This is a genomic window from Vibrio sp. D173a (assembly GCF_030248475.1).
This window is the reverse complement of record NZ_JAHGAH010000189.1, coordinates 26,529-48,921: the sequence shown is the minus strand read 5'-3', so window position 1 is coordinate 48,921 and position 22,393 is coordinate 26,529. Positions and strand designations below refer to the sequence as shown.

14 protein-coding genes are annotated in these 22,393 nt (G+C 44.6%); 7 read left to right on the top strand and 7 right to left on the bottom strand.

Going from position 1 to position 22,393, the window contains the following annotated elements; translation table 11 throughout:
• Nucleotides 1-13: 13 nt before the first annotated feature.
• Nucleotides 14-463 carry a hypothetical protein gene (locus KIV40_RS18540; RefSeq protein WP_285350679.1) on the top strand — a complete coding sequence of 150 codons (450 nt, stop codon included), beginning with the start codon at nt 14-16 and terminating at the stop codon, nt 461-463.
• A 49-nt stretch (nt 464-512) separates the two neighbouring features.
• Here KIV40_RS18540 and KIV40_RS18535 read toward each other — a convergent pair whose 3' ends face one another.
• Complete coding sequence (locus KIV40_RS18535) at nt 513-1,319, bottom strand: Cof-type HAD-IIB family hydrolase (RefSeq protein ID WP_012128046.1); 807 nt, start codon at nt 1,317-1,319, stop codon at nt 513-515.
• A gap of 164 nt (nt 1,320-1,483) precedes the next feature.
• Between KIV40_RS18535 and queE the strand changes: the two genes are divergently transcribed.
• Together queE and queC are read left to right on the top strand one after the other, a co-directional pair.
• Entirely contained in the window at nt 1,484-2,134 is a 651-nt protein-coding gene (gene queE / locus KIV40_RS18530; RefSeq protein ID WP_012128045.1) for a 7-carboxy-7-deazaguanine synthase QueE, read from the top strand.
• Nucleotides 2,135-2,148: 14 nt separating this feature from the next.
• Nucleotides 2,149-2,847, top strand: coding sequence for a 7-cyano-7-deazaguanine synthase QueC (queC, locus tag KIV40_RS18525; protein WP_005426624.1), 699 nt, complete (start codon nt 2,149-2,151; stop codon nt 2,845-2,847).
• Here the strand turns inward: queC and KIV40_RS18520 are convergent.
• The 4 genes from KIV40_RS18520 to KIV40_RS18505 all read right to left on the bottom strand — a co-directional run bounded on the left by KIV40_RS18520 (nt 2,804) and on the right by KIV40_RS18505 (nt 7,355).
• On the bottom strand, nt 2,804-4,771 hold the full coding sequence (locus KIV40_RS18520; protein ID WP_285350675.1) for a diguanylate cyclase: 1,968 nt from the start codon (nt 4,769-4,771) through the stop codon (nt 2,804-2,806). The two genes, queC and KIV40_RS18520, sit on opposite strands and share 44 nt — an antisense overlap.
• Before the next feature lie 189 nt (nt 4,772-4,960).
• Entirely contained in the window at nt 4,961-5,314 is a 354-nt protein-coding gene (locus KIV40_RS18515) for a DUF2750 domain-containing protein (RefSeq protein ID WP_005426565.1), read from the bottom strand.
• Nucleotides 5,315-5,426: 112 nt separating this feature from the next.
• A complete protein-coding gene (locus KIV40_RS18510; RefSeq protein ID WP_285350673.1) occupies nt 5,427-6,041 on the bottom strand; it encodes an OmpA family protein in 615 nt (204 codons plus the stop codon).
• 3 nt (nt 6,042-6,044) lie between these two features.
• On the bottom strand, nt 6,045-7,355 hold the full coding sequence (locus tag KIV40_RS18505) for a TolC family outer membrane protein (protein WP_012128041.1): 1,311 nt from the start codon (nt 7,353-7,355) through the stop codon (nt 6,045-6,047).
• 396 nt (nt 7,356-7,751) lie between these two features.
• Here KIV40_RS18505 and KIV40_RS18500 point away from each other — a divergent pair, with 396 nt between their 5' ends.
• From KIV40_RS18500 to KIV40_RS18490, 3 genes are all read left to right on the top strand, one after another.
• Nucleotides 7,752-8,792: a cadherin-like domain-containing protein gene (locus tag KIV40_RS18500; RefSeq protein WP_285350670.1), complete on the top strand. Its 1,041-nt coding sequence runs from the start codon at nt 7,752-7,754 to the stop codon at nt 8,790-8,792.
• Entirely contained in the window at nt 8,752-10,068 is a 1,317-nt protein-coding gene (locus KIV40_RS18495; protein ID WP_309145835.1) for a tandem-95 repeat protein, read from the top strand. Before KIV40_RS18500 ends, KIV40_RS18495 begins: the two co-directional genes overlap by 41 nt.
• A 63-nt stretch (nt 10,069-10,131) precedes the next feature.
• The gene (locus tag KIV40_RS18490) at nt 10,132-13,524 is read left to right on the top strand and encodes a Calx-beta domain-containing protein (RefSeq protein WP_285350668.1); all 3,393 of its coding nucleotides are present in this window, start codon (nt 10,132-10,134) and stop codon (nt 13,522-13,524) included.
• 123 nt (nt 13,525-13,647) lie between these two features.
• Here KIV40_RS18490 and KIV40_RS18485 read toward each other — a convergent pair whose 3' ends face one another.
• Nucleotides 13,648-14,268, bottom strand: coding sequence for an OmpA family protein (locus tag KIV40_RS18485; RefSeq protein WP_285350666.1), 621 nt, complete (start codon nt 14,266-14,268; stop codon nt 13,648-13,650).
• Between the two features lies 1 nt (nt 14,269).
• Nucleotides 14,270-15,586 (bottom strand): TolC family outer membrane protein, encoded by a 1,317-nt coding sequence (locus KIV40_RS18480; protein WP_285350665.1) that lies wholly within the window; start codon nt 15,584-15,586, stop codon nt 14,270-14,272.
• Nucleotides 15,587-15,988: 402 nt separating this feature from the next.
• Here KIV40_RS18480 and KIV40_RS18475 point away from each other — a divergent pair, with 402 nt between their 5' ends.
• Nucleotides 15,989-22,372, top strand: coding sequence for a Calx-beta domain-containing protein (locus tag KIV40_RS18475; protein WP_285350663.1), 6,384 nt, complete (start codon nt 15,989-15,991; stop codon nt 22,370-22,372).
• Nucleotides 22,373-22,393 lie beyond the last annotated feature (21 nt).

Sequence of the window (22,393 nt, the reverse complement as noted above, 5' to 3'; positions counted from 1 at the left end):
TGAGGAGGATATTATGAAAATACGTAACTGGATAGTAAGCGTCCTAGCAATTCTCTTCGTCTTTGGATGTGGAGGAGGTGATGACTCAGGCTCTGGTTCGTCTACACCGCCAGCGGGCGTTACTCAAGATGAAAAGCCAACCGGAATTACTGCTAACCTTGTGGTACCTGAAGACTTTGACTTCAAATCTGAAAGAGAAGTTAAAGTCGAGTTATCTGTCGCCAATAGTCAGTACTCTCGTGGTTTTCTATCGGTATACACTGATATGTCCGATGGTACGGTTGATTATAATTCTCAGGTAATAAGAACGCCTGTTACAAACGGCGAATCTTACAATGGTGTTGTGATGTTACCTAATCATCAAACAGCTATTTGGGTTGAGGTTTGGTACCCAGAGGACTTAGACGCAGTGATAAAGAAAAAAGTCGATGTTGTTGATGGTGTCGCGAGTGCACAGTTATAATCTCGTGAACGATAGAGGCCGAGCAATTAATGCTCGGCCTTTTTAATTTTTAGCTAAGAACAAACTTCTCGATTGATTTAGCGACACCGTGCTCATCATTACTTTCGGCAATATAGTTTGCGATGCGTTTGGTCTCTTCCATCGCATTTGCCATAGCAATACCGAGGCCTGCGTATTCAAGCATATGGTGATCGTTTTCTGCATCACCCATGCAAATCACTTCTTCAGCTTCGATACCCAAGTATTCAGCGATCGCAGAAACACCGATACCTTTGTTGCTTGACGGGTTTAAAAATTCTAAGAAGAAAGGCGCGCTTTGCACTACCGTAAACTCTTCTTTTAATTCCGCAGGTAACGCCGCGATAACTTCAGTCAGTTTGCTTGGCTCTGCAACCATCATCGCTTTAATGATCCCGTGATCATCTTCTAGAGCGTCGAAGTTCATTTCGGTAATTTCAAGACCGTTGATTTTTGCTTCGATGTCTGTGTAAGGGTTGTTGTCTTCTGTGATAAGGCCGTGCTCTTGGCTGAACGCGTGAACATAAGCGCCAAGCTCTCGTGCTTTACGAGCGATCTTCTTCGCTGCTTTGCCATCGATGATTTGCTGGTGGATGATTTCGTTCGTACCAATATTCTTCACCATTGAGCCGTTATAGTACAGAACGAAGTCTTTGTCTGAGTCGATGTTCAACTCGTCTAGCTTGTCTTGCATTCCTTCAAGAGGGCGGCCTGAGGCAAGGACTACAGTAACACCCGCTTCGCGAGCTTTAGCAATCGCTTGTTTGTTCTCTTCAGAAATGACTTTCTCGCTATTTAACAGCGTACCGTCCATGTCTAGGGCGATCAGTTTGTACATCTTTACTTACCTTAAAAATTGGGAACCTGCGTATGAAACTACAAAACAACCTATTTTAACAATTTATTTTTGGTTTAAATTGACCTGAGTGCGCCTCTCCATTAAGGTCTTCGCCTCGAAGTATAATGAGTTGAGTGAGTTCTACGTTGTATAAGCTAAATGAGATGTTTGAAACCATCCAAGGGGAAGGGATTTTCACTGGTGTGCCAGCGGTTTTTGTACGTTTGCAGGAATGTCCGGTTGGGTGCTCTTGGTGCGATACGAAACAGACTTGGTACGCAGAAGAGAAAGACCAGCGCCAAATCGGCGATATCTTGGTGAAAACAGAAGATTCTCCAACCTGGTGTTTCGCCTCGGCGGAAGACATCGTAGCTGAATACAAAAAGCAGGGCTTCAATGCGAAGCATGTTGTGATCACTGGTGGTGAACCATGCATTTATGATTTACGTGCGTTGACGGCTGCTTTTGAAGAAATGGACTGCCAATGCCAAATCGAAACCAGTGGTACTTCAGAGGTAGTGACTTCAGAAAGTACATGGGTGACGGTGTCACCGAAGGTCGCAATGAAAGGGAAGCTACCAGTACTCAAAAGTGCATTAGAACGCGCAAATGAAATCAAGCACCCGGTTGGCACCCAAAAAGACATCGATCAACTGGATGTGTTATTGGCGTCTGCAGAGATCGGTGAGAAGACAGTGATCGCACTTCAGCCTATCAGTCAAAAGCCTCGTGCTACCCAACTGTGTATTGATACCTGTGTTGCTCGCAACTGGCGTCTGTCGGTTCAAACTCATAAATACCTAAGTATTGCTTAAGCTCGGAGAGAAAGATGAAAAAAGCAGTGGTTGTTTTCAGTGGTGGACAGGACTCTACAACATGTCTGGTTCAAGCGTTAAAAGAGTTTGACGAAGTACATGCCATTACATTTGACTACGGTCAGCGTCATAAGCTGGAGATTGAAGTGGCAGAGAAAGTTGCAAAAGATCTTGGTGTCGCTGCACATAAAGTGATGGATGTTGGTCTACTGAATGAACTTGCTATCAGCTCTCTGACACGTGATGACATTCCAGTTTCACATGAGCTACAAGAAAACGGTTTACCGAACTCTTTCGTTCCTGGCCGCAACATCTTGTTCCTGACTCTTGCTGGTATCTACGCGTACCAAATTGGCGCAGAAACGGTAATTACGGGTGTTTGTGAAACAGATTTTAGTGGTTACCCGGATTGCCGTGATGACTTTGTAAAAGCGATGAACAGCGCGTTGGTTAAAGGCATGGATCGTCAGTTTGAAATCAAAACGCCATTGATGTGGTTGAACAAAGCAGAAACGTGGGCGTTGGCCGATCAATATGACGCGTTGCAACTTGTCCGTGAAAGCACGTTAACTTGTTACAACGGAATCATCGGTGATGGTTGTGGTGATTGCCCGTCTTGCGATCTGCGCAAAGCGGGCTTAGATGATTACTTGAACAACAAAGATGCCGTTATGCAGTCGTTGATTCAAAAACAGAAGTCGGAAGATCAATAGGCTCGTTATAAGCATCAATCACGGCGTTATGCCCGTTTCTTTTTGATTGATACAAAGCTTGGTCTAATATCGAATACAGTTCATCAAAGTTACTCAAAGGCTTTGAGGTGGAAAGATAGGCCAAGCTTGCTGTCACACTCAGTGAATCGCCTTGTTCACTCTTAATCTGTTTTTCTGAAATGGTTTTATGCAAACTTTGAATACGGAATGGCACATCAATCTCATCAACATTCTTGAGTAACAAGATAAACTCTTCTCCTCCCAGACGCCCAATATACTCACCTTTGTTTAGCTTAGCTTGAATGGCTTTGCATACGTGTTTTAACACCAAGTCCCCAGTAGGGTGACCGTGTTGATCGTTAATCAACTTAAAGTGATCCAAATCTATCAATACCAATACATATCGCATGTCTTCTGGAGCACTGACAGTTTGAGCTCTTATTTTTTCAATAATGGTGCTGCGGTTTAATGAACCAGTTAGGCGGTCTAAGCGAGATTTTATCTTTGTTTTACGCAGTACAAACAGTACGACGAGTAACACAGTAAGTAAGCAGAAAATAATGAAGTTGTACGCACGTTGCTGTTCACTAAGCTTCTCAATTTCGAGTAGTTTTAGGTTTCTCTCGTTATCGATCTTAACGAGTTGCAAGTCATATTCGTACTCACTCTTGGTTAAATCCAACGCTTCAATTGCTTTAACATTGCTGTCATCGCGGTTCGCCAACTCTAATTTAGCGTACTCTTGGTAATGAGAAAGGGCAGCGGAATTGTCATCTAGTTTCTGATATGCCTGAGACAAGAGTAACTGAGCTTTCGCTTGTAGTGAGGTCGTTGCGTTTTTATTCGCGAGTGCCAAAGCAAGTTCGCCATGTTGAAGTGCTTTGTCTAAAACGTTGTGCTTTAAGTTAGCAAAGCCAGCTGCAAGATGACTTTCGGTTTGTAATCTTTCGTTGTCATACTCTTCGCCTAATTCTAGCGCCTTCTTAATATGCGGAACTGCGCTTTTTAGGTCTCCAGAATTTACATAAGCAGACCCGAGACCAAGATAGGTAAGGCCTTTACCATATGGATAATCCATCTCAGCAAGTAAAGTGAGTGCATTTTTGTAATGGCTGATTGCTTTTGCGTAGTTTGAAGATCGACTGTACATTGATGCCAAGCTGTGTTCGACCTGTGCCACTTGTAAAGGTGGAGCATCTAACTGACGAGCTAATAGGGCTTGTATTAGATATTGTTCAGACTGTTCGTATTGGCCCAGCTCACTCAGTAAGTTTCCTACATCGTTGTAGACACTTGTAGGATCGCTTTGAGGAGGCATTTCCGTTAATAAACGGCGGTATAAACGTAAAGCGACCTCATACTCACCACGAAAATCAAAGTTGTTAGCGATCACGCGTAACGCTAGGTCGGCAGGAATGCTCTCTTGATGGTCGTGATTTAGGTGCTTGTTCAATGAAGAGCAAAAGAAGTTTGCCTTGTGGTATTGTCCTTGCTGGTTCAAGGTGTAGCACAGTTGATAGTTCAATAGTGCTTTCGTTTCTTCATCTTTATGTTGCTTAGCGCTTTGCAAAAGTGAGGTAAAGATGTCCACGGAAGTGTCGTAGTCGCCACTTTTTCTTTCTGAAAGCGCAAGGATGTATTTGGACTCTAGCTTAGCAAAGTTATTCTCTAAGATTTGGCTGCTGCCATAGTAGGGCTGGTCGATGTTTGACATGTACTCATAGATCAATCCACTGACGTAAAGCTTTTCGCTATTGGAGTCTGCCGTATGATATCGATCTTGAAGCATACTAAGCGCGGACTTTGAATTCGTTTTCATCGTTGCTTGATAGACAGCATGCCATTGCGTGATATTTTGAGTGTCACTTGCGTTTGCTTGACTGCCTAGAAATAGGGATGCAAGCAAAGAAAGCAGCGTACGCATAGTGATGTAACCTTATGTGATTTTTATATTCTTTGTTCAGTATGATATACCAATTGGGAGCGAGTCATTGTGACAAAAACCGAAGGGTATAGATATTGGGATGAAGAAAAATATGCGCTCGGTCGAGCTTTACATAGAAAAGGTAAGTAATGAAGAAAGACCTCAACGCGGTGCTGAGGTCTTGGGGAATTAGCCTACGTACAGTTTCGCTAGGTCTTGAGGTTCAACCTCTTTGCCTTCCAACTGTGCGTTCCAGTTTGTACCAACAAGAACGCCATCTTCAGCAAGAGTTAGAAGCCAATCTTCAACAAAGATATCTAGAGGAATTTCTAGTACTTCGAAATCTGCCCATTCTTCAACGTTATGCGCTTGTGCGTCTTCTTTCGCTGACCAAAAAGGCATGACTTCGCTGTTTTCGAACTCAGTTGAATCGCAAGATAGCCAACCTTCTTCATTGCGTAGACCCCAAACCAGTTGGTTTTCTTTCGTTTCTGCAACGAAAAGGTCAAGGTTTGCTTGGATATCTGTTGTAAGTTTGCTCATTTCAAAACTCTCATTGTTATGACGCGGCTAGATTAACACTAAAGCGCCGATTCCTAAAGCATAATACGGTTTCCAGAGAGTGAAAAAAGAAAAGGAGCCGAAGCTCCTTAAATTAACTTTTTGGTAGGGCGGTGAATATCGTCCATTCTTTCGTTATCTCGCCCTTATAACCGATTACAGATGCAGTCACTCGTCGGTTGAGCGCATGGCTGACTTCATCTGTGCCTTGTTCGGCGAGGTGTGTATCACCAAATCCGACAATGCGGACTCTGTCTGACTCGATACCATATCCAAGCAGCGCGGCACGAACGTTGTTTGCTCTGCGCTTTGATAAGTCTAAGTTGTGCTCTGCACCACCTATTTTGCTTGCATAGCCTTGCAATTCAATGGATGTGCTAGGATATCCTTTCAGGAATTCAGACAACTCACGAATTTGACGACGGAATACGGGGACAATTTCGTCCGAATCATTCGCGAAGAGTACGCGTACTTCCATCTTTTCAGACGACTTTATGTACTCACCACAGCCATCATTGTCGATCTCCGATGTTGCTGGTGTACCTGGGCACAGATCACGAGCGTTGATTACACCGTCATTATCATCATCTTGAAGGTCTGCAATTTGTTCGGCTTTCGGAGTCTCTGTGTACTCGTATTTATCTTCAGCGGCTACATGATGAGTAGTTAGCATAACGCCTAGAGCTAACAGAATCTTTGTTGCTTTCATGTTTTAGTACTCCACCTTCTGATTCCACTCGGTTGGGACATCAACACGTAATGCGTTGAGTAACTGACCTGTCGCGTTCATGACTCGATACTTGGCGTATTGCTCGGCGTATTTTGCATCTAAATAGTCTTTACGAGCTTCAAAAAGTTCGTTTTCGGTGTTTAACAAGTCGAGTAGGGTGCGCTTGCCGATACGGTATTGTTTTTCATACGCGATAACGGTTTGAGATGCAGAATCAACGTGATCAGACAAGAACTGTTTCTGTTGTTTAGTAAGGTCCAAAGCACTCCAAGATAGTCTCAAACCTTCTTCAACATTGCGATAAGCACGTTCGCGCAGATCTTTCGCTTTATTTAGCTGGTAAGCAAAGCTCTCGGCGTTGGCTGCGTCACTGCCACCATTAAATAGGTTGTAGCGCATACGGAGCATGGCTGTCGTTTCATCACCACGACCTTCAATACCTCCAGCATCATCTCGCCACGTTTGTGCAGCTTCAACAGACAGTGTTGGGAAGTAAGTGCCTTTCGATTGCTTATATTGGAACTTCGCAGAATCCACATCTGCTATTGAAATTTGAATGACAGGATGAGTTTGAAATGCCAAGTCGATCGCATTATCTATTGTGTAAGGGATGAAGTTTTGATCTGCACGAGGAAATATTAAGCCTTGGGGTATTTGACCAACAATGCGAGTAAACATAGTGTGGCTGTCGAATAGGTTATTTTGCGCAGCGGCTAGGTTTCCGTGCGCTTTAGCTAAACGTGCCTCTACTTGTGTTAAGTCAGCTGTTGAGCCAATACCAGAATCAACTCGTTTTTTGATGTCTTGGTAGATTTTTTTATGCACTTTCAGGTTGTTCTCCGAAAGCGTTAGAATTTCGTATGCTTTCACCGCGTCTAAATATACTTTAGAAACTTCAAGTGCAGTGTCTTGAGCGTCTGCAAGCAACTGAAATCGCACAGACTCAGCATCTGCAGCCGTTCTATCAATATCGTTTAGTGTCGCAGAGCCATCCCAAATCAACTGAGTGAGCGTTACGGTTGCCTCTTTTCGAGTCAGATCGGTTGACTCTCTACCAGCTTCTGCTGGGTCAATACCTTCGTACCCAATTCCGGCATCAAGATCTACCGAAGGGAGGTAAGCGCCGCTCGAGGCTTCATTCACATACTGCTTACTCACGAATTCATTAAACGCACTTTTAATGTCAGGGTTTGTCTTAAGTGCATTTTCTACTGCTTGCTCTAAAGTTTGCCCAAAAACAGGGCTAGTCGCGAGCACACCTAAGCAAAAGGCGTTGGCACGAGTCCACTTCACTGTGATTCTCCTAATTAAGTAATATCAGAGGTGAGAAATTATTCTTATGAATTGATTGACCTCTATGAGCGTCAATAATTTAACGCACAAAGGCATTAACAATCAACTATGTAACTGGTTGCTTTTGTGATGCATGTTTAAATAGATATGCATTTTAAAGATAATCAACATTCAGAATTTTGCTAAATGTCACACTTTCCAATCATTTAAATGGCATCTGGTTCTGTATGGTGGTGATGCGTATTCCAAATGTAATTATCAGTATCGGTATGTATTTTATGTGACGTATAAGTTGCAATTAAGCATTAATGCCCTGTTATTGGTCAATGTATTAAGGTAAAATATAATAAATATCATTGGTCAAAATGTTGACGGTGATTTTAGGTCAGGGTTTATATGGATCGTACATCCTTAGTGTCATTTGGTGGGCAATTAGTTGTATTAGGTTTGGATGGAAAGCTACGTACACTTATTGAAAATGAACAACCATTACAAGGTGAAGTGATTGTCGCGCGTAATGATGCCGAGCCAATTGGCTTAAATGTCCAACTCGTAAAAGAGAACGGTGTACAAAACGTATCGGATGATGTGGCCCAAATTCTTGGCGCGTTAGAGGCTGGACAAGATCCTACTCAACTTGGCGATGAGTTTGCCTCGGCAGTAGGTCAAAGCGATGGCTCAAGCTTGCAGGCGAGTGAGGCTGTCGACGGCATTGGCGCCGAATTATTGGCAGACACGGGATTTGAAACCATTGGGCTTGAGTCCTTAGGATTTTCACAAACGCAAATCCTTTCTTTAAATGAACTATACCTGAACACTTTACGGCGGAATGAAACCCCTCCGGCAGTTGAGCCTGCTGCTCCTGTCGCTGGAGATGATATTGTTCAAACTGATGAAGATAGCGCAATTATAATTGATGTTCTTGCTAACGATGAAGATGCTGACAGTGAGAACTTATTTATTGAATCAGCAACGGTTCCAGAAGAGCAAGGGACCGTTGAAATCGAAGATGGAAAGCTAATTTTCACCCCCGCGGAAGATTTTAACGGGGACGCTGACATTACCTACTTAGTGTCCGATGGCGAGTTAGAGGATGAGGCATCAGTTACTGTTGCGGTTAATCCAATCAATGATGCGCCAGTTGCAAATGACGATAGCGCTGTGACTGACGAAGACACGCCAGTCACCATTGATGTCCTGCCGAATGACACTGATGTTGACGGCGATACGCTGACCATAGTGAATGCATCAGTTCCTGCTGAGCAGGGCGCGGTCGAAATTGTAGATGGAAAACTGGTATTTACTCCGGCTGAAAACTTCAATGGCGAAGCCACCATCAGCTACACGGTGTCTGACGGCGTACTGGAAGACAGTGCTGAAGTCTCGGTAACGGTTAATCCCAACCGTAGAAAACACCATTGCGGATCAGTCTCTTGAAGAAGATTTCACGCCTTACACTATCGACTTGAATGACGCATTCAGCGATGTCGATAATGCAGACGGTGAGCTGACATTTAGTGTCTCTGGTAACAGCAATATTCAAGTTTCTATTGTGGATGGCATTGCGACGATCAAGCCAACAGCAGACTGGAATGGTTCTGAAGAGTTAACGTTTACCGCTGAAGACCCAAGTGGTGAGACAGTAAGTCAAGTAGTCGATTTCACCGTAGCAGCAGTAGTAGATATTGTGTCTGACAGCGCTGATATTGTGGAAGATACGCCAACAAAATTGGATGTGCTGGGTAACGATAACTTTGAAGGTGATGCGCCTGTTGTATCAGTAGAAGCGGGTAATGAGCCAACCAATGGCACAGCAGTTGTGAACAATGACGGCACAATCACTTATACACCGAACCAAGATTACAACGGTCCTGATCAATTCACATATACAGTGAGTTCGGGTGGTGTCACTGAAAGCACAACGGTTACCCTAAACGTAACTCCAGTCAACGATAAACCGCTAAACGAAGGTTTTGACCATAGTGCAAATGAACTCATTACAAATGTGATCTTTGATACGGATGATAAACCGCTGGATGAAGGGGTGGATAGTGACCATATCTCTGATCTTGAAGATGACTTGAGTGGTGATGAACTTCAGATTCGCATCACAGAGTTGCCTACATCTGGCACTTTGTACTTCAAAGATGAGCATGGAGCTCTCCAAGAAATTACATCAGCTGACGGTACATTGTATGACAAAGATAGCATCTACTATGAGGCGGATAATGTTGGTTTCTTGCTACGCATTAAGGACAGACCGGACACTCCTGACGGTGCTGAATCCACCACGGATTTCTACAACTGGGGTTTGAGTGCCGATGGTGGTGAATCGCATTCAAGGACAGAATACTTGATCAATGGCGCTTCGATTGATATCTCATCTGACAGCGGTGTACTGGCTCAGTACAATCAAAAGGTTTCGCACATCGGCCATGGTATTGCGGATAATGATGGTCAAGGTATCCAGCCAGGTGAAACGATAAGTATTGATTTGTCTGAGAACCCGGTAGGTAGTGTTAACCTTGGTCTCGATGGTCTAGGGGGGGTGTTCGAGCATGGTAGCAATAACGCGGCCCTAATTACTGTTACTTATCAAGATGCTAAAGGAGTAGAACATACGCAGGTTATTGAATTCTTGAAGCCTGAAGGAAATAGCATGCTTTTCCAAGAGACCAGCATCGGTTACGGAAAAGATTATGGATTACCATAAGGGTCTGTGATTACACAGCTCGATTTCTCGACTAAAACATCTGGGAATTGGGAATTGCGTTATGTGGAAGGCTTTCCGCCAGAGGATAGTTTTGACTACGTGGCTGTTGATTCAGGAAATGCAGAAAGTGACCCTGCAACTGTTACCATTACGAATGAAGTTCTTGACGGTAACGTTTCTGAAGACGGGCCGAGCTTAACTCTTACAGGTAATTCCGTGGTTGAAGGTGAAGACATAACGTTTTCCGTTGCTCTGGACGAAGTAACCGAAACCACAGTCAAATACCCAATTGATATGCTTGCTCAAGGTTCATCTGCTGATAACGCTGATGTAAACCTTTCCAATGTGAGTTTTACTAATGGCGTAACCTTCGCCGGAGGTTTCTTAATTGTTCCAGCCGGTGTGAGTGCTTTTGAAGTTATTGTGCCGTCGATTGATGATCTTGCTTTAGAAAACGCTGAAGACATGGTACTTGAGATTGTTGGTGAGTCTGGGGTTGCGACAATACAAGACAATGGCAGTACAACTCTTTCAGTAAGTCAGGTTGGTGACGTTAATGAAGGCTCTGATGCTGTATTCACAGTTTCTTTGTCTAATGAGGTTCAAACCCCATTTGTTGTCAATCTTAAACCGACGACCGATGGTAGCTATACCGCTGAAGATGCCGATCTTGGTCAGATGGTTGTAACTTATATTGACAGTCAAGGCAAAACCCAAACATTAAATGTTACACCAGATGGCGACGTTACTATCCCCGCCGGTGTTACATCTATCACCGTTACTATTCCGACAAAGACGGATGGCGTTTATGAAAATACAGAGAGTTTTGGTCTAACTGTTACCGATAACGGTGGAGTAACGAGCAATGGCGCTGCGACAGGTGACGCGAACATTATTGATGCAGAAAGTGCGCCAAAAGTCAGCATTGTCGCAGACCAAGCATCGGTTGCAGAAGGTGGTGACGCGGACTTTACCGTTAGTATCGACCAAAAATCCGATGAGGATGTTGTGGTGAGCTTCACCATTGGTGGAGATGTTGATGACAAAGATTACAAAGCGCCGACCATTTACACGGTCACGATTCCTGCAGGGCAAACCTCTGTCGCTCTGGACATCACAACGTTAGACGATGGTGTCTACGAAGGGACTGAAAACTTAACGATCACGTTGACCGATACCACCGGTGCAGATTCAACTCTGGACGCAGATACAAAAGAGGCGACGGTTTCTATTATTGACGCGCAAAAAGAGGTGCTTTCATTGCAAAATGTTGTTGGCCTCGAGGATCAGTTCATCGAGCTTGGCATTGTTGTAAATGACGGCGATACCTCAGTCCAAACCGTCGAGTTAAATGGAATCCCGCAAGGCTCTATTATTGAAATTGATGGGCAAGCTTCCATCGTCGGCAGTGTTGACGCAATAGTCGTTAGTATTGATGACATTAGCTCTGTAAAAGTCAAAGCACCAGAGCATAGTGACGTTAATTTTGATATCGCAGTTATTGCAAGAGACGATAGTGACACTCTCGTTGAGACAGGTAGCATATATGTTGATGTTCATCCTGATGCGGATAAGCCGATATTAAATATTGGTGGTTTTGAACAAGTCGCGGCGATTGACTTTGAAGATGTCACTATTAAGTCAGGTTCGTGGGATAGTGATATTGAAATTAACAAAGTGGAAGGCGCGGGGACGGTAGGACAATGGTTTACCTCAAATCCTGGCCAACACGTTGAAGTTGGAACTGAGGGCACATACCTGCTAGGCAATTCAACAAATCAAGTAATGGAAATTGAAGGCGAAGTTGGGGACAAGGTCTTATACACCGATATGGATCTTGTTGCCGGACGTTTTTACAACTTTGAATTTGATATTGCTGCTAGAACGAATAAGGCACACACATCTGATATGTCGGTGACCCTTATTAAAGTGGATGATCACGGTAATCCAATTGATGGCAGTGAAGTTGTGTTGTATGACTTCGACCCGACAACTCATGGCTGGCATAAAGGTGAATCTATTACACTTCCAGTTGAGGAGTCAGGTAAGTATCGCTTGTTATTTGAAGCTGATGAAGCCGACTCTACAGGCGCCATTATGGATAATATTAAGTTCACTGCAGTTGATAATTTGGGCTACGAAGACTCTTTTATTAAGCTCAGTGAAATAGACGAATCACTTCAAGATAGCTTGGACCAATCCGAGAGTTTGACAGTCGAATTAACAGGAATACCTGTCGGCTCGGTACTTAGAGATGGTGAGGGTGATAGTGCAAATACCTACGTAGTTACACAAGAGAACAAAGACGATCGCATAGATGTTACTGATTGGGATTTGTCTAACCTACAAGTCAAAACTCAAGATGCTGGTATATTTGCGGTTACTGTGATTGCGACTTCAACAGAGCGTGATACCAACAAAGACGATGAACACGGCGATCATATTGATGTGGGTGGCAGTTTAACGGCTGAGAGTACAGCTAGTATCAATGTTGAGGTAATTGACAAGCCTACATCTGGTGGTGATAACAATGAACGTCCTGAACCAGACTACACCGCTGGTGAGGACATGATTGACTCTCTAGCTTATCGATCGGGGTTTAACGACTTTAATTGGCAACAGAGTGCAGCTTATGTGAATGCTGGCAATCCAGAACAAAACGGCTTATACGATTACGACCCGAGCTCCGGTGTGAGTATTGATGTTGGTACTGGTAACGATAAAGTACTACTGGGCGGCGGTGACGATATAATTTACCTAGGCGAAAGCCACGTACAAGTTCAGGACGGAGATATCTCTGATGATAAGTTTAGTTCTGTACTAGCTGACTTTGCTGCAACGGAACTGAACGCCTTAACAGATACCTTTGGCGAACAGGACCAACATTTGAAGATTGAGTCGCAAAGTAAACCCGGTTTGGATATTGGTCATGGGGGGGCTGGAGATGATGTAATCTTTGGTGAAAAAGGCTCTGACATTGTATTTGGAGGAACAGAGCACGACACCTTAGATGGCGGAGATGGATCCGACGCTGTACGAGGCGGATCCGGCAATGACGTTCTTATTGGAGGCTCGGGTGATGATATTCTAATCGGAGATGATGGTGAGGATATCTTCAGGTTTGTTGATGACGGCTCTGGTATTCGTGATGGGGAAGTAGATACGATAAAAGACTTCACGAAAGGTGAAGATAAGATTGATATCTCTGACTTGCTTCATACGGATGACTTTGATTCTGTCGACTCTTTATTGGCTAATAACGAGATTGGTCTTGAAGCCGATGGTGATAACCTGATTCTAACGATTTCTGAATCAGATGGTTCGTCGAGCCAAAAAGTCGTGATTGAGGGTGGTTCAAATCAATACAGTGAGCTCTTAATCGACGGTTCTTTGTCTCCAGCAGATGGTTCCGCCATCCTTAACTACCTGCTAAAAATCAATAACGACATCACGTAGTTGTCAATCACCAAACGGAAGGAGAGAAAGTGCTGCTTCCGATTGCCTTAAATCCACTTAAACAAAAAGGTCTAGCAGTATGCTAGACCTTTGTCTTTGGCATTTAAACGAACAACACTAACTCTAAGGCAGCGTTGTGAAAATCGTCCACTCTTTCTCAATTTCGCCTTTATAGCCAACTACGGTAGCGGTTACCCGGCGGTTAAGTGCGTGGCTGGTTTCGTCCGTGCCCTGAGATGCAAGATTGGTTTCTCCAAATCCGACGATACGTAAACGCTCAGGAGAGATACCGTTATTAATTAATTCTTGCCTCACACTTTCGGCTCGTCGTTTTGAAAGTGCAAGGTTATATTCGTCTGTACCAGTGATACTTGTATAACCTTGTAGTTCGATTGATGTAGTAGGGTATTCTTTTAGGAAGTTGGAAAGGTCACTGATTTGATTTACGAAGACAGGTTCAATTGCAGAGGAGTCGTTAGCAAATAAGACTCGAATCTGCATTTGCTGAGAAGACTTAGCGTATTTTCCACAACCATCGTTGTCAATTTCTGAGCCCTCAGGAGTTCCCGGGCAAAGATCTCGCGCATTGATAACACCATCACTGTCATCATCGATCAAATCGGCGATCTGATCTGCATTGGGAGTCTCTATGTATTCATATTCGTCGCCCGTTTCTCTATTCGAGTTAGAGCCACTGCATGCTGAAATCAAACAAACCATGAACAAAATAGGTATTATCTTCATATTAATACTCCACTTTCTCTAGCCACTCTTGCGGGATGTCGATACGCAATGAGTTAAGCAGTTGTCCAGTTGCGTTCATTACGCGGTATTTTGCGTACTGTTCAGCGTACTTCGCATCCAAATAATCTTTACGTGCTTCGAAGAGTTCGTTTTCCGTGTTGAGTAAGTCTAATAATGTTCGCTTGCCAATACGATATTGTTTCTCGTAGGCAATAACCGTTTTGGCTGCAGAGTCAACATGGTCAGACAAGAACTCTTTTTGTTGTAAAGTTAAGTCCAACGCACTCCAGGAAAGCCTTAATCCTTCTTCCACATTTTGATAGGCGCCTTCACGTAAGTCTTTTGCTTTATTCAGTTGGTAGGCAAAGTTTTCGGAGTTGGCTGCATCACTGCCGCCATTATATAAGTTGTAACGGAGTCTAAGCATAGCGAGTGTCTCGTCGCTTCTGCCTTTCAATCCATCGGCATCATCACGCCAAGTTTGAGATGCCTCAATTGAAAGCTTAGGGTAGTTGACCCCTTTAGATTGCTTGTACTGGAATTTGGCTGAGTCAACATCAGCAAGCGCCACTTGAATCACAGGATGTACCTCGAAGGCTAAGCCAATAGCATCATCGATTGTGTACGGAAGAAAGTTCTCATCAGCTCTCGGGAATATCAATCCTTGCGGAGTCTGCCCAACAAGCCGAGTGAACATAGTATGCGAATCGAATAGATTGTTTTGTGCGGCGGCTAGGTTTCCGTGTGCCTTTGCTAGACGCGCTTCAACTTGTGTTAAGTCTGCGGTTGAACCAATCCCTGAGTTTACCCGCTTCTTAATGTCCGCATAAATTTTCTTATGTACTGCTAAATTATTTTCGGAAAGTGTAAGAATTTCATAAGCTTTAACCGCATCTAAATAAACGCTCGTTACTTCAAGTGCAGTATCAGACGCGTCTGCTAAGAGTTGAAACCTTACGGATTCAGCATCAGCAGCCGTTCGGTCGATATCGTTGAGTGTCGCGCTCCCGTCCCAAATTAATTGGGTTAAAGTCACCGATGCCTCTTTCCTTGTGTAATCAGTATCCCCTCGACCGCCTTCATCAGATGGGTCCAAGCCTTCGTAGCCAATTCCAGCATCAAGGTCGATTGAAGGCAGGTATGCACCGGATGCCGCTTCCTTTACATACTTTCTGCTGTTGAACTCGTTAAATGCACTTTTTATGTCAGGATTATTTTTTAGTGTAAGTGCGACCGCTTGCTCTAAAGTTTGACCGAGAACGGATGGAGATAATATCAAACTACAGCAACAAGCTATTTTTAGTCGATTCCATTTCACGGTGATTCTCCTAGAAATTTGGTATTGCTTCTTAATATTTCATCTCGCTAATGAGACAAAACAACACAAATAACAGCTGTCGTTAGATTAAATAATCAACGTCCTGCTAACCCTAGGCTTTTATTCAGAAAATACAGTGACTCGCCTTATAAGACCTTAGCACATATGACAGATGTTGCTCATTTGTTCGCAGGTTCCTTTTTGAAGAAAAGTCAGAATTCTTAATACCATAGCGTCCTTCTCCATATTTTAACGTTCATGTAAGGCAAACCCCGCACATTGGGTTTCTCTACACTTTGACGCCCTTACGTACAGCGAAAAAGAAATGATTTTGACTAAACTATAGTCGTATTTGTTGGGGTGACAAACTTTTGACAACTTGAAAGCCTGGTGGGGTGATTTATGGATCGAGTAACCTTTAGCTCGCTTGCGAGTAATATCGTAGTTATTGGAATTGACGGGGAAATTAGGGCCTTAGAACCAGGTCAGGTCCCTGCCTCTGGGGAATTGGTTATCACTGAAGTGTCTGACATTTCTCAGTTGAATTTTGAACAAATAGCCCCTGATGGCAGCTCAATTAATGTAACGGACGATATCACCGCACTAATTGAGGCAATCGCAGCCGGGGAAGACCCTGCACAGCTTGAAGGTGACTTTGAACCTGCAGCGGGTGAAAGCGACGGTTCGAGTCCACAGTCGACTGGAGCAATTGACCGTACAGGCGCAGAGGCCCTTGCTAATACGGACTTCGAAACGGTCGGCACAGTAATACCCCTATCAGAAACTCAAGAGCTTTCGTTGCTTGAGTTTATCAACCAACAAATAATTATCCTTGCTCAGGTTATCGTTCAGGACATATCCAGCCCGACAATAAACGAAGGTAATCAAGCGTCTTTTGAAGTCACTCTCGACCAGCCCACACAGCAAGAGACTGAGGTGACCTTATCTCTTAGTGATGATTCTGCGACAGGGGGAGCTGATTATGACAACTCGGTTATTACTATTACTTTTGAAGATGGAAGTACGGATCAAATAAATGTCGGAGAAGATGGGACGTTTTCTGTTTCAATCCCCATTGGAGATGAGTCGTTCGTAATCACGGTGGATACGATTGATGACGACGTATTTGAAGGAAACGAAACCTTCACGTTAAGCGGAGGTACGGAGAACCAACCGGAACCCGTTACAGGTGTGGCAACAATAACAGATGATGGCACTGGTCCGGGTGAAGAGCCTGATGACGATAGACCGACCGTTGCTTCTGTAAGCGATACAACCGTAAACGAGGGTGAAGAAGCTGTGCTTGAGGTAACGCTTAGCAACCCGAGTACGTCAGAAACGACTGTGAACATGACGTTATCTGACGGAACTGCGGAGGGTGGATTAGATTACACAAACACTTCCGTCACTATTACGCTCGAGGATAACAGTACTCAGATTGTTAATGTAAACTCAGACGGTAGCTTTGCTGTCACTGTCCCTGCGAATGAGGTTAGTTACAATGTCACGATAAATACGATAGACGATGATTTGTTTGAAGGGACTGAGACGTTTACGTTATCGGGCTCAACAGAGAATCAAAATGGCACAACGTCAGGAACGGGAACAATCGTTGATGACGGTTCTGGTCCCAATCCGGATGACGATAGACCGACAGTTGCATCTATTAGTGATACTACGGTTAATGAGGGCGATTTAGCCATATTAGATGTGACGCTTAGCAACCTAAGTACGACCGATACTGTGGTCAGTATGAATCTGGCTGATGGTAGCGCTGAAGGTGGAATAGATTACACCAACACGTCTGTTACGATTACTTTCGAAGACAACAGCACTCAAGTCGTAAACGTCAACCCAGATGGTAGCTTCGATGTATCCGTGCCAGCAAATAATATAAGTTACAGTGTCACTACTGGTACGGTTAATGACGACCTCTTTGAAGGCTCAGAAACATTTACTTTGTCTGGAAACACTGGTAATCAAGCGATTCCTCAGACGGGAACAGGGACCATTATTGATGATGGTACTGGCCCGGGACCTGACCCTGATGGCGACCGTCCAACGGTATCCATTAGCGATGCGGGAGTTGTTAATGAAGGTGATACGGCAAACTTCGTTGTATCTCTAACTAATGAAGCTGATTCTCCAGTCCAAGTGGAACTAGGTCTTGATCTTGGTGATACCGAAACGGGCGATCTTGGCGTCCTAGAATACAACACTGGTTCAGGTTGGGTTGCAGTACCAAACGATGGTGTAGTTACGGTACCTGCGGGATTAAGCGAGTTTGATGTTCGCGTTGCTACTATTGATGACGAAGTGTTTGAAGGTCCTGAAGAGTTCAGTGTTAGTGTGACAGGTTTGGACTCAGTTCAAGGCTCTGATTCAGGTAGTGCAACGATTGTCGATGACAATACTGGTCCTAGTCCCGATCCGGATGACGACCGTCCAACGGTATCTATCAGTGATGCTGGTACGATTAACGAAGGCGATATCGCCAACTTCGTTGTCTCGTTAACTAACGCTTCTGAAGCCCCAGTCGAAGTGCAACTCGACCTTAATCTTGGTGACACCGAAGCAGGTGACCTCGGTACTCTCGAATACAACACCGGCTCAGGTTGGGTTGCAGTACCCGTTAGTGGTGTAGTTACTGTGCCAGCAGGCTTAACTCAGTTCGATGTTCGAATCGCTTCGATTGATGACGAAGTATACGAAGGTCCAGAGAACTTCACCGTAGATGTGACCGGTCTCGGTCCTGTCCAAGGCACAGACACAGGTACTTCAACCATCGTCGATGATGGTACGGGACCAGAGCCTGAGCCAGATGATGACCGTCCGACGGTATCTATCAGTGACGCTGGCACAATTAACGAAGGTGACACCGCTAACTTTGTTGTCTCGCTGACCAATGCATCTGAATCCCCAGTTGAAGTGCAACTCGATCTTAATCTCGGTGACACCGAAGCTGGCGATTTAGGCACACTAGAGTACAACACTGGCTCAGGTTGGGTTTCCGTTCCTGTCGACGGCGTAGTGACTGTACCAGCAGGTTTAACTGAGTTTGATGTGCGTATTGCATCGATTGATGACGAAGTTTATGAAGGCCCAGAGAACTTCACCGTAGACGTGACTGGTTTAGGTCCTGTCCAAGGCACTGACACAGGTACCGCAACCATCGTTGATGATGGTACTGGACCTGATCCCGATCCGGATGATGACCGTCCGATGGTATCTATCAGTGACGCTGGCACGATTAACGAAGGTGACACTGCCAATTTCGTTGTCTCGCTCACTAACGAGTCTGAAGCTGCGGTTCAGGTTCAGCTTACTCTTAACACTGGTGACACCGGAGTGGGTGATCTAGGCAAGCTTGAATATAATACTGGTTCCGGCTGGGTTGCAGTTCCGAATGATGGTTTAGTCACGGTACCAGCAGGCTCGACTCAATTTGATGTTCGAATTGATACCCTGAACGACGCAGTGTTTGAGCAGGATGAGGACTTCAGTGTTTCTGTTGTAGGCGTTGGTCCTGTATTGGGCTCTGATGTCGGTAATGCAACAATTATCGATAATGATGCACCTCCAGCTATTTCCGACGTTATCGATGCGGTTGTTTCAGAAGAAGGGTTAACCGATTGTATACCTGATTCCACGGGTTCTCCTACCGATACTACGAATGCAGCCAGCTTCTCAGGGTCATTTACAGTTGGAGACCCGGATACAGCTAATGTTTCAGTCGTTCTTTCTGGTCCAAATACACTCACATCAGGTGGAGAGCCTGTGTCTTGGGCATGGAACAGCAATACTCAAACATTGACGGCTTCTACTGCGAGTTTAGCTGTTGTTGCAACTGTTGTTCTCACGGAGCCCGCTATCTCAGGGCAAGGAACATGGGGTTACACCATCACACTCTTAGAACCACTCGATCATCCTGTTAATGACGTCGAAGATTTGATCGACTTTGATTTGCAGATCTCAGTGAGTGATGGTCAAACCACGAGCTCCCAAAGTATGAACGTGGTTGTCGAGGATGACTGTCCACATGTTCCAACGTCTTCTCAAGCCGTAGATGTGTCGCTGGCAGATATACCGGAAATTCTCACCGGCAATATTAGTTTTGTGGGTAATGAATCCGATGCATTCAGCCGAACTTTCGGAGATGTCGAAGTGACTGCCTTGGGATTTTTGTCTAATGAGTCTACCGATCTTGGCGCCGCAGAGATTAATCAAACTTCATCAGGTATTGGTGTGAAAAGTGTCGGTAATAACGGTTATCCGCTTGCTAATGAGGTGGATTATCGTTTTGCCAATGATACCGGTGTCTCAGAACAACTGATCATCGACTTGGGCGATAAGATTGCATTTGGCGCTGAGATCGAATTCGAGAAGATGTTTGGTGGGGAGCTAGAAGAAGGTCTTGCATCTTTCTATCGAGATGGTGTTTTGATAGCACAGCAATCCTTTAGCTCTGATGCGGCAAGTGGTGATTATGCGGCTAACTTCAGTGTTCAACAGGGTGGTTTTGATAAGGTTATTCTTGAAGCCACAGGTAATGGTAACGGGCCAAACACCGCAGACAACAGTGACTTTACCGTCAAATCTATCACCTTTACTGGGGCTGATTCCGTCATTCCAATTGCAACAGCAGAGGGGAATTTAGGCGCACTCTATGGCGCTGATGGCCCAGGAAGTATCGTTCTTAATGGTGCAGAGAGTGGTCTAGAAACGCTTGATGGCGAGGCTATCAGTGTTGCGATTGATCCTCAAAACCCAAACAGATTAGTCGGTGAAGCGAACGGCGAGCTGGCGTTTGAGGTTCAATTAACGCCAAGCACCGGGAAGTGGGAATTCTTCCAGTACGTACCTTTGACCTCTCCAAGTGGTGATGGTGATATCGACTTCAGTTACACGATTACCGATAACGATGGTGACAGTAAAGCGGGGAATTTTGCGGTTAATCCATATGCGCCTCCGGTTGTTGAAGGCGTCACGCTTAATGTTTCTGAAGAGGGTTTGGGTAATGCCATTGCCGATGACTTCGCGCTGAATGGTTTTATGGACACCACAGATTCAACGTTAGATATGGATCAGTTAACACTTGGTAAAACGGTTGACTCGGTCGCACTGAATGTCCCAACTGCGAACCTAACCAGTAACGGTGAGGCAATCACATGGGCCTTGTCCAACAATGACCAATTGCTTGTTGGTTCAGGGGATGGAGAAGAGGTCATTAAGATCTCAGTTAATGATACGGGGGCAATCTCTACTGAACTTCTTGGTCCAATAGATCATCCAGATACTTCTGGCGAGGACTCTTTAAACATTGAGGTTCCTGTCGTTGTTTCGAATGCTCTTGGGTTGACGAACTCTGCGGTAGCAAATGTTGTTATTGAAGATGATTCACCTGATTCGACATCCATTGTTCATGATGTGGTCGCGGAAACAAAAGAGAGCGCTAACGTTCAATTGATCATGGATGTTTCAGGCTCGATGCGCACGGGTAATCGCCTTCAAATAATGAAGGACTCGGCAACTCAGTTATTAAATCAGTACGAATCGATTGGCCAAACTCGGGTTCAAATCATCAAATACAGTGGTTCGGCAACAACGTACGCTATTGCTGGGGCAACATGGTTAACCGTAGATGAAGCGAAAGCGTACATTGATACACTTACTGCTGGCGGTGCAACTAACTACAATCGCGCAATTAATGAAGCTAAGGACTCTTGGGACGATGCGGGTAAATTACCTAGTGCATCAAACGTGAGCTACTTCTTGTCTGATGGTCAACCAAACCCAGCCTCATCATTCATCAACGATGCTCGTGAGAACAGCTGGATAGACCACTTGACCGATTCTGATAATCAGATCACAGCGCTGGCTTATGGCATGGGTGTGAACCTGATGCCTGATCAGTTAGACCGTGTTGCTTACGATGGTTTCTTGAACCAAGACCTTGATGGTGTAGTCGTGCCTGACGTAACTCAGCTGCCTCCAGTAATGTTGCAGTCCGTGATTCAACCTGTTGGTGGTAACCTCATGTACACCACATCACCGGATACAGGTATTGGTGCAGATGGTGGTTACATCAGCGAAATAGAACATGACGGTGTCACTTATTCATTTGATGGTACAAACCTGACGGTTGTAGATAACAACAACGACATCTCACATGCGTTTGACGATATCACGATGTTGCTCACTATCTACATCGACAGTAAGCACACGTTGGAAGTCGATTTGAATGATGGCGCATATGCCTTCTATGGTGCGGTAGGTGACACAGTAGAAACGTTAGACTTCGATTACGTGCTTACCGATAACGATGGTGACCAATCTGAAAATACACTTCAGTTTGTGATTGACGAAAATGGTGGTGTAAACGCGGCGAGCGGTGGTGCTGCGAATATCATTGAAGCGGAAGTGGATTTAAGCCATGACATTTTAATTGGTAATGACAACGAAGCAGACATATTTAGATGGGTTAATGACTCACTAGATTCCGGCACGGACTTGGTACGTGGCTTTGAACGAGATCTCGACATTCTCGATCTAAACCAAGTTGTCGAAGATGCAGGGCATAACACCATTGAAGAGCTGCTCAATAGTATCGACCTAAATGTTGACGGCGAAGATCTATCGCTTGAAATCACCCACAACGAGGGTAACTCCATCCAAACGATCGTCATTGAAAAAGGAGCTTCCGAGTTTAGCGATTTGATCATCGGAAATTTGGACTTTGAAAGAGATGTCTTATCGGCTCTCACAAAAGTTAATTTAGATTCATAACAAAAAAGGGCCAACAGGCCC

What these genes read in the sequence shown, in the direction of transcription:
- KIV40_RS18540 (WP_285350679.1), top strand. Translation starts at nt 14, where the DNA reads ATGAAAATACGTAACTGGATAGTAAGCGTCCTAGCAATTCTCTTCGTC.
- KIV40_RS18535 (WP_012128046.1), bottom strand. Translation starts at nt 1,319, where the DNA reads ATGTACAAACTGATCGCCCTAGACATGGACGGTACGCTGTTAAATAGC.
- queE (WP_012128045.1), top strand. Translation starts at nt 1,484, where the DNA reads ATGTTTGAAACCATCCAAGGGGAAGGGATTTTCACTGGTGTGCCAGCG.
- queC (WP_005426624.1), top strand. Translation starts at nt 2,149, where the DNA reads ATGAAAAAAGCAGTGGTTGTTTTCAGTGGTGGACAGGACTCTACAACA.
- KIV40_RS18520 (WP_285350675.1), bottom strand. Translation starts at nt 4,771, where the DNA reads ATGCGTACGCTGCTTTCTTTGCTTGCATCCCTATTTCTAGGCAGTCAA.
- KIV40_RS18515 (WP_005426565.1), bottom strand. Translation starts at nt 5,314, where the DNA reads ATGAGCAAACTTACAACAGATATCCAAGCAAACCTTGACCTTTTCGTT.
- KIV40_RS18510 (WP_285350673.1), bottom strand. Translation starts at nt 6,041, where the DNA reads ATGAAAGCAACAAAGATTCTGTTAGCTCTAGGCGTTATGCTAACTACT.
- KIV40_RS18500 (WP_285350670.1), top strand. Translation starts at nt 7,752, where the DNA reads ATGGATCGTACATCCTTAGTGTCATTTGGTGGGCAATTAGTTGTATTA.
- KIV40_RS18485 (WP_285350666.1), bottom strand. Translation starts at nt 14,268, where the DNA reads ATGAAGATAATACCTATTTTGTTCATGGTTTGTTTGATTTCAGCATGC.
- KIV40_RS18475 (WP_285350663.1), top strand. Translation starts at nt 15,989, where the DNA reads ATGGATCGAGTAACCTTTAGCTCGCTTGCGAGTAATATCGTAGTTATT.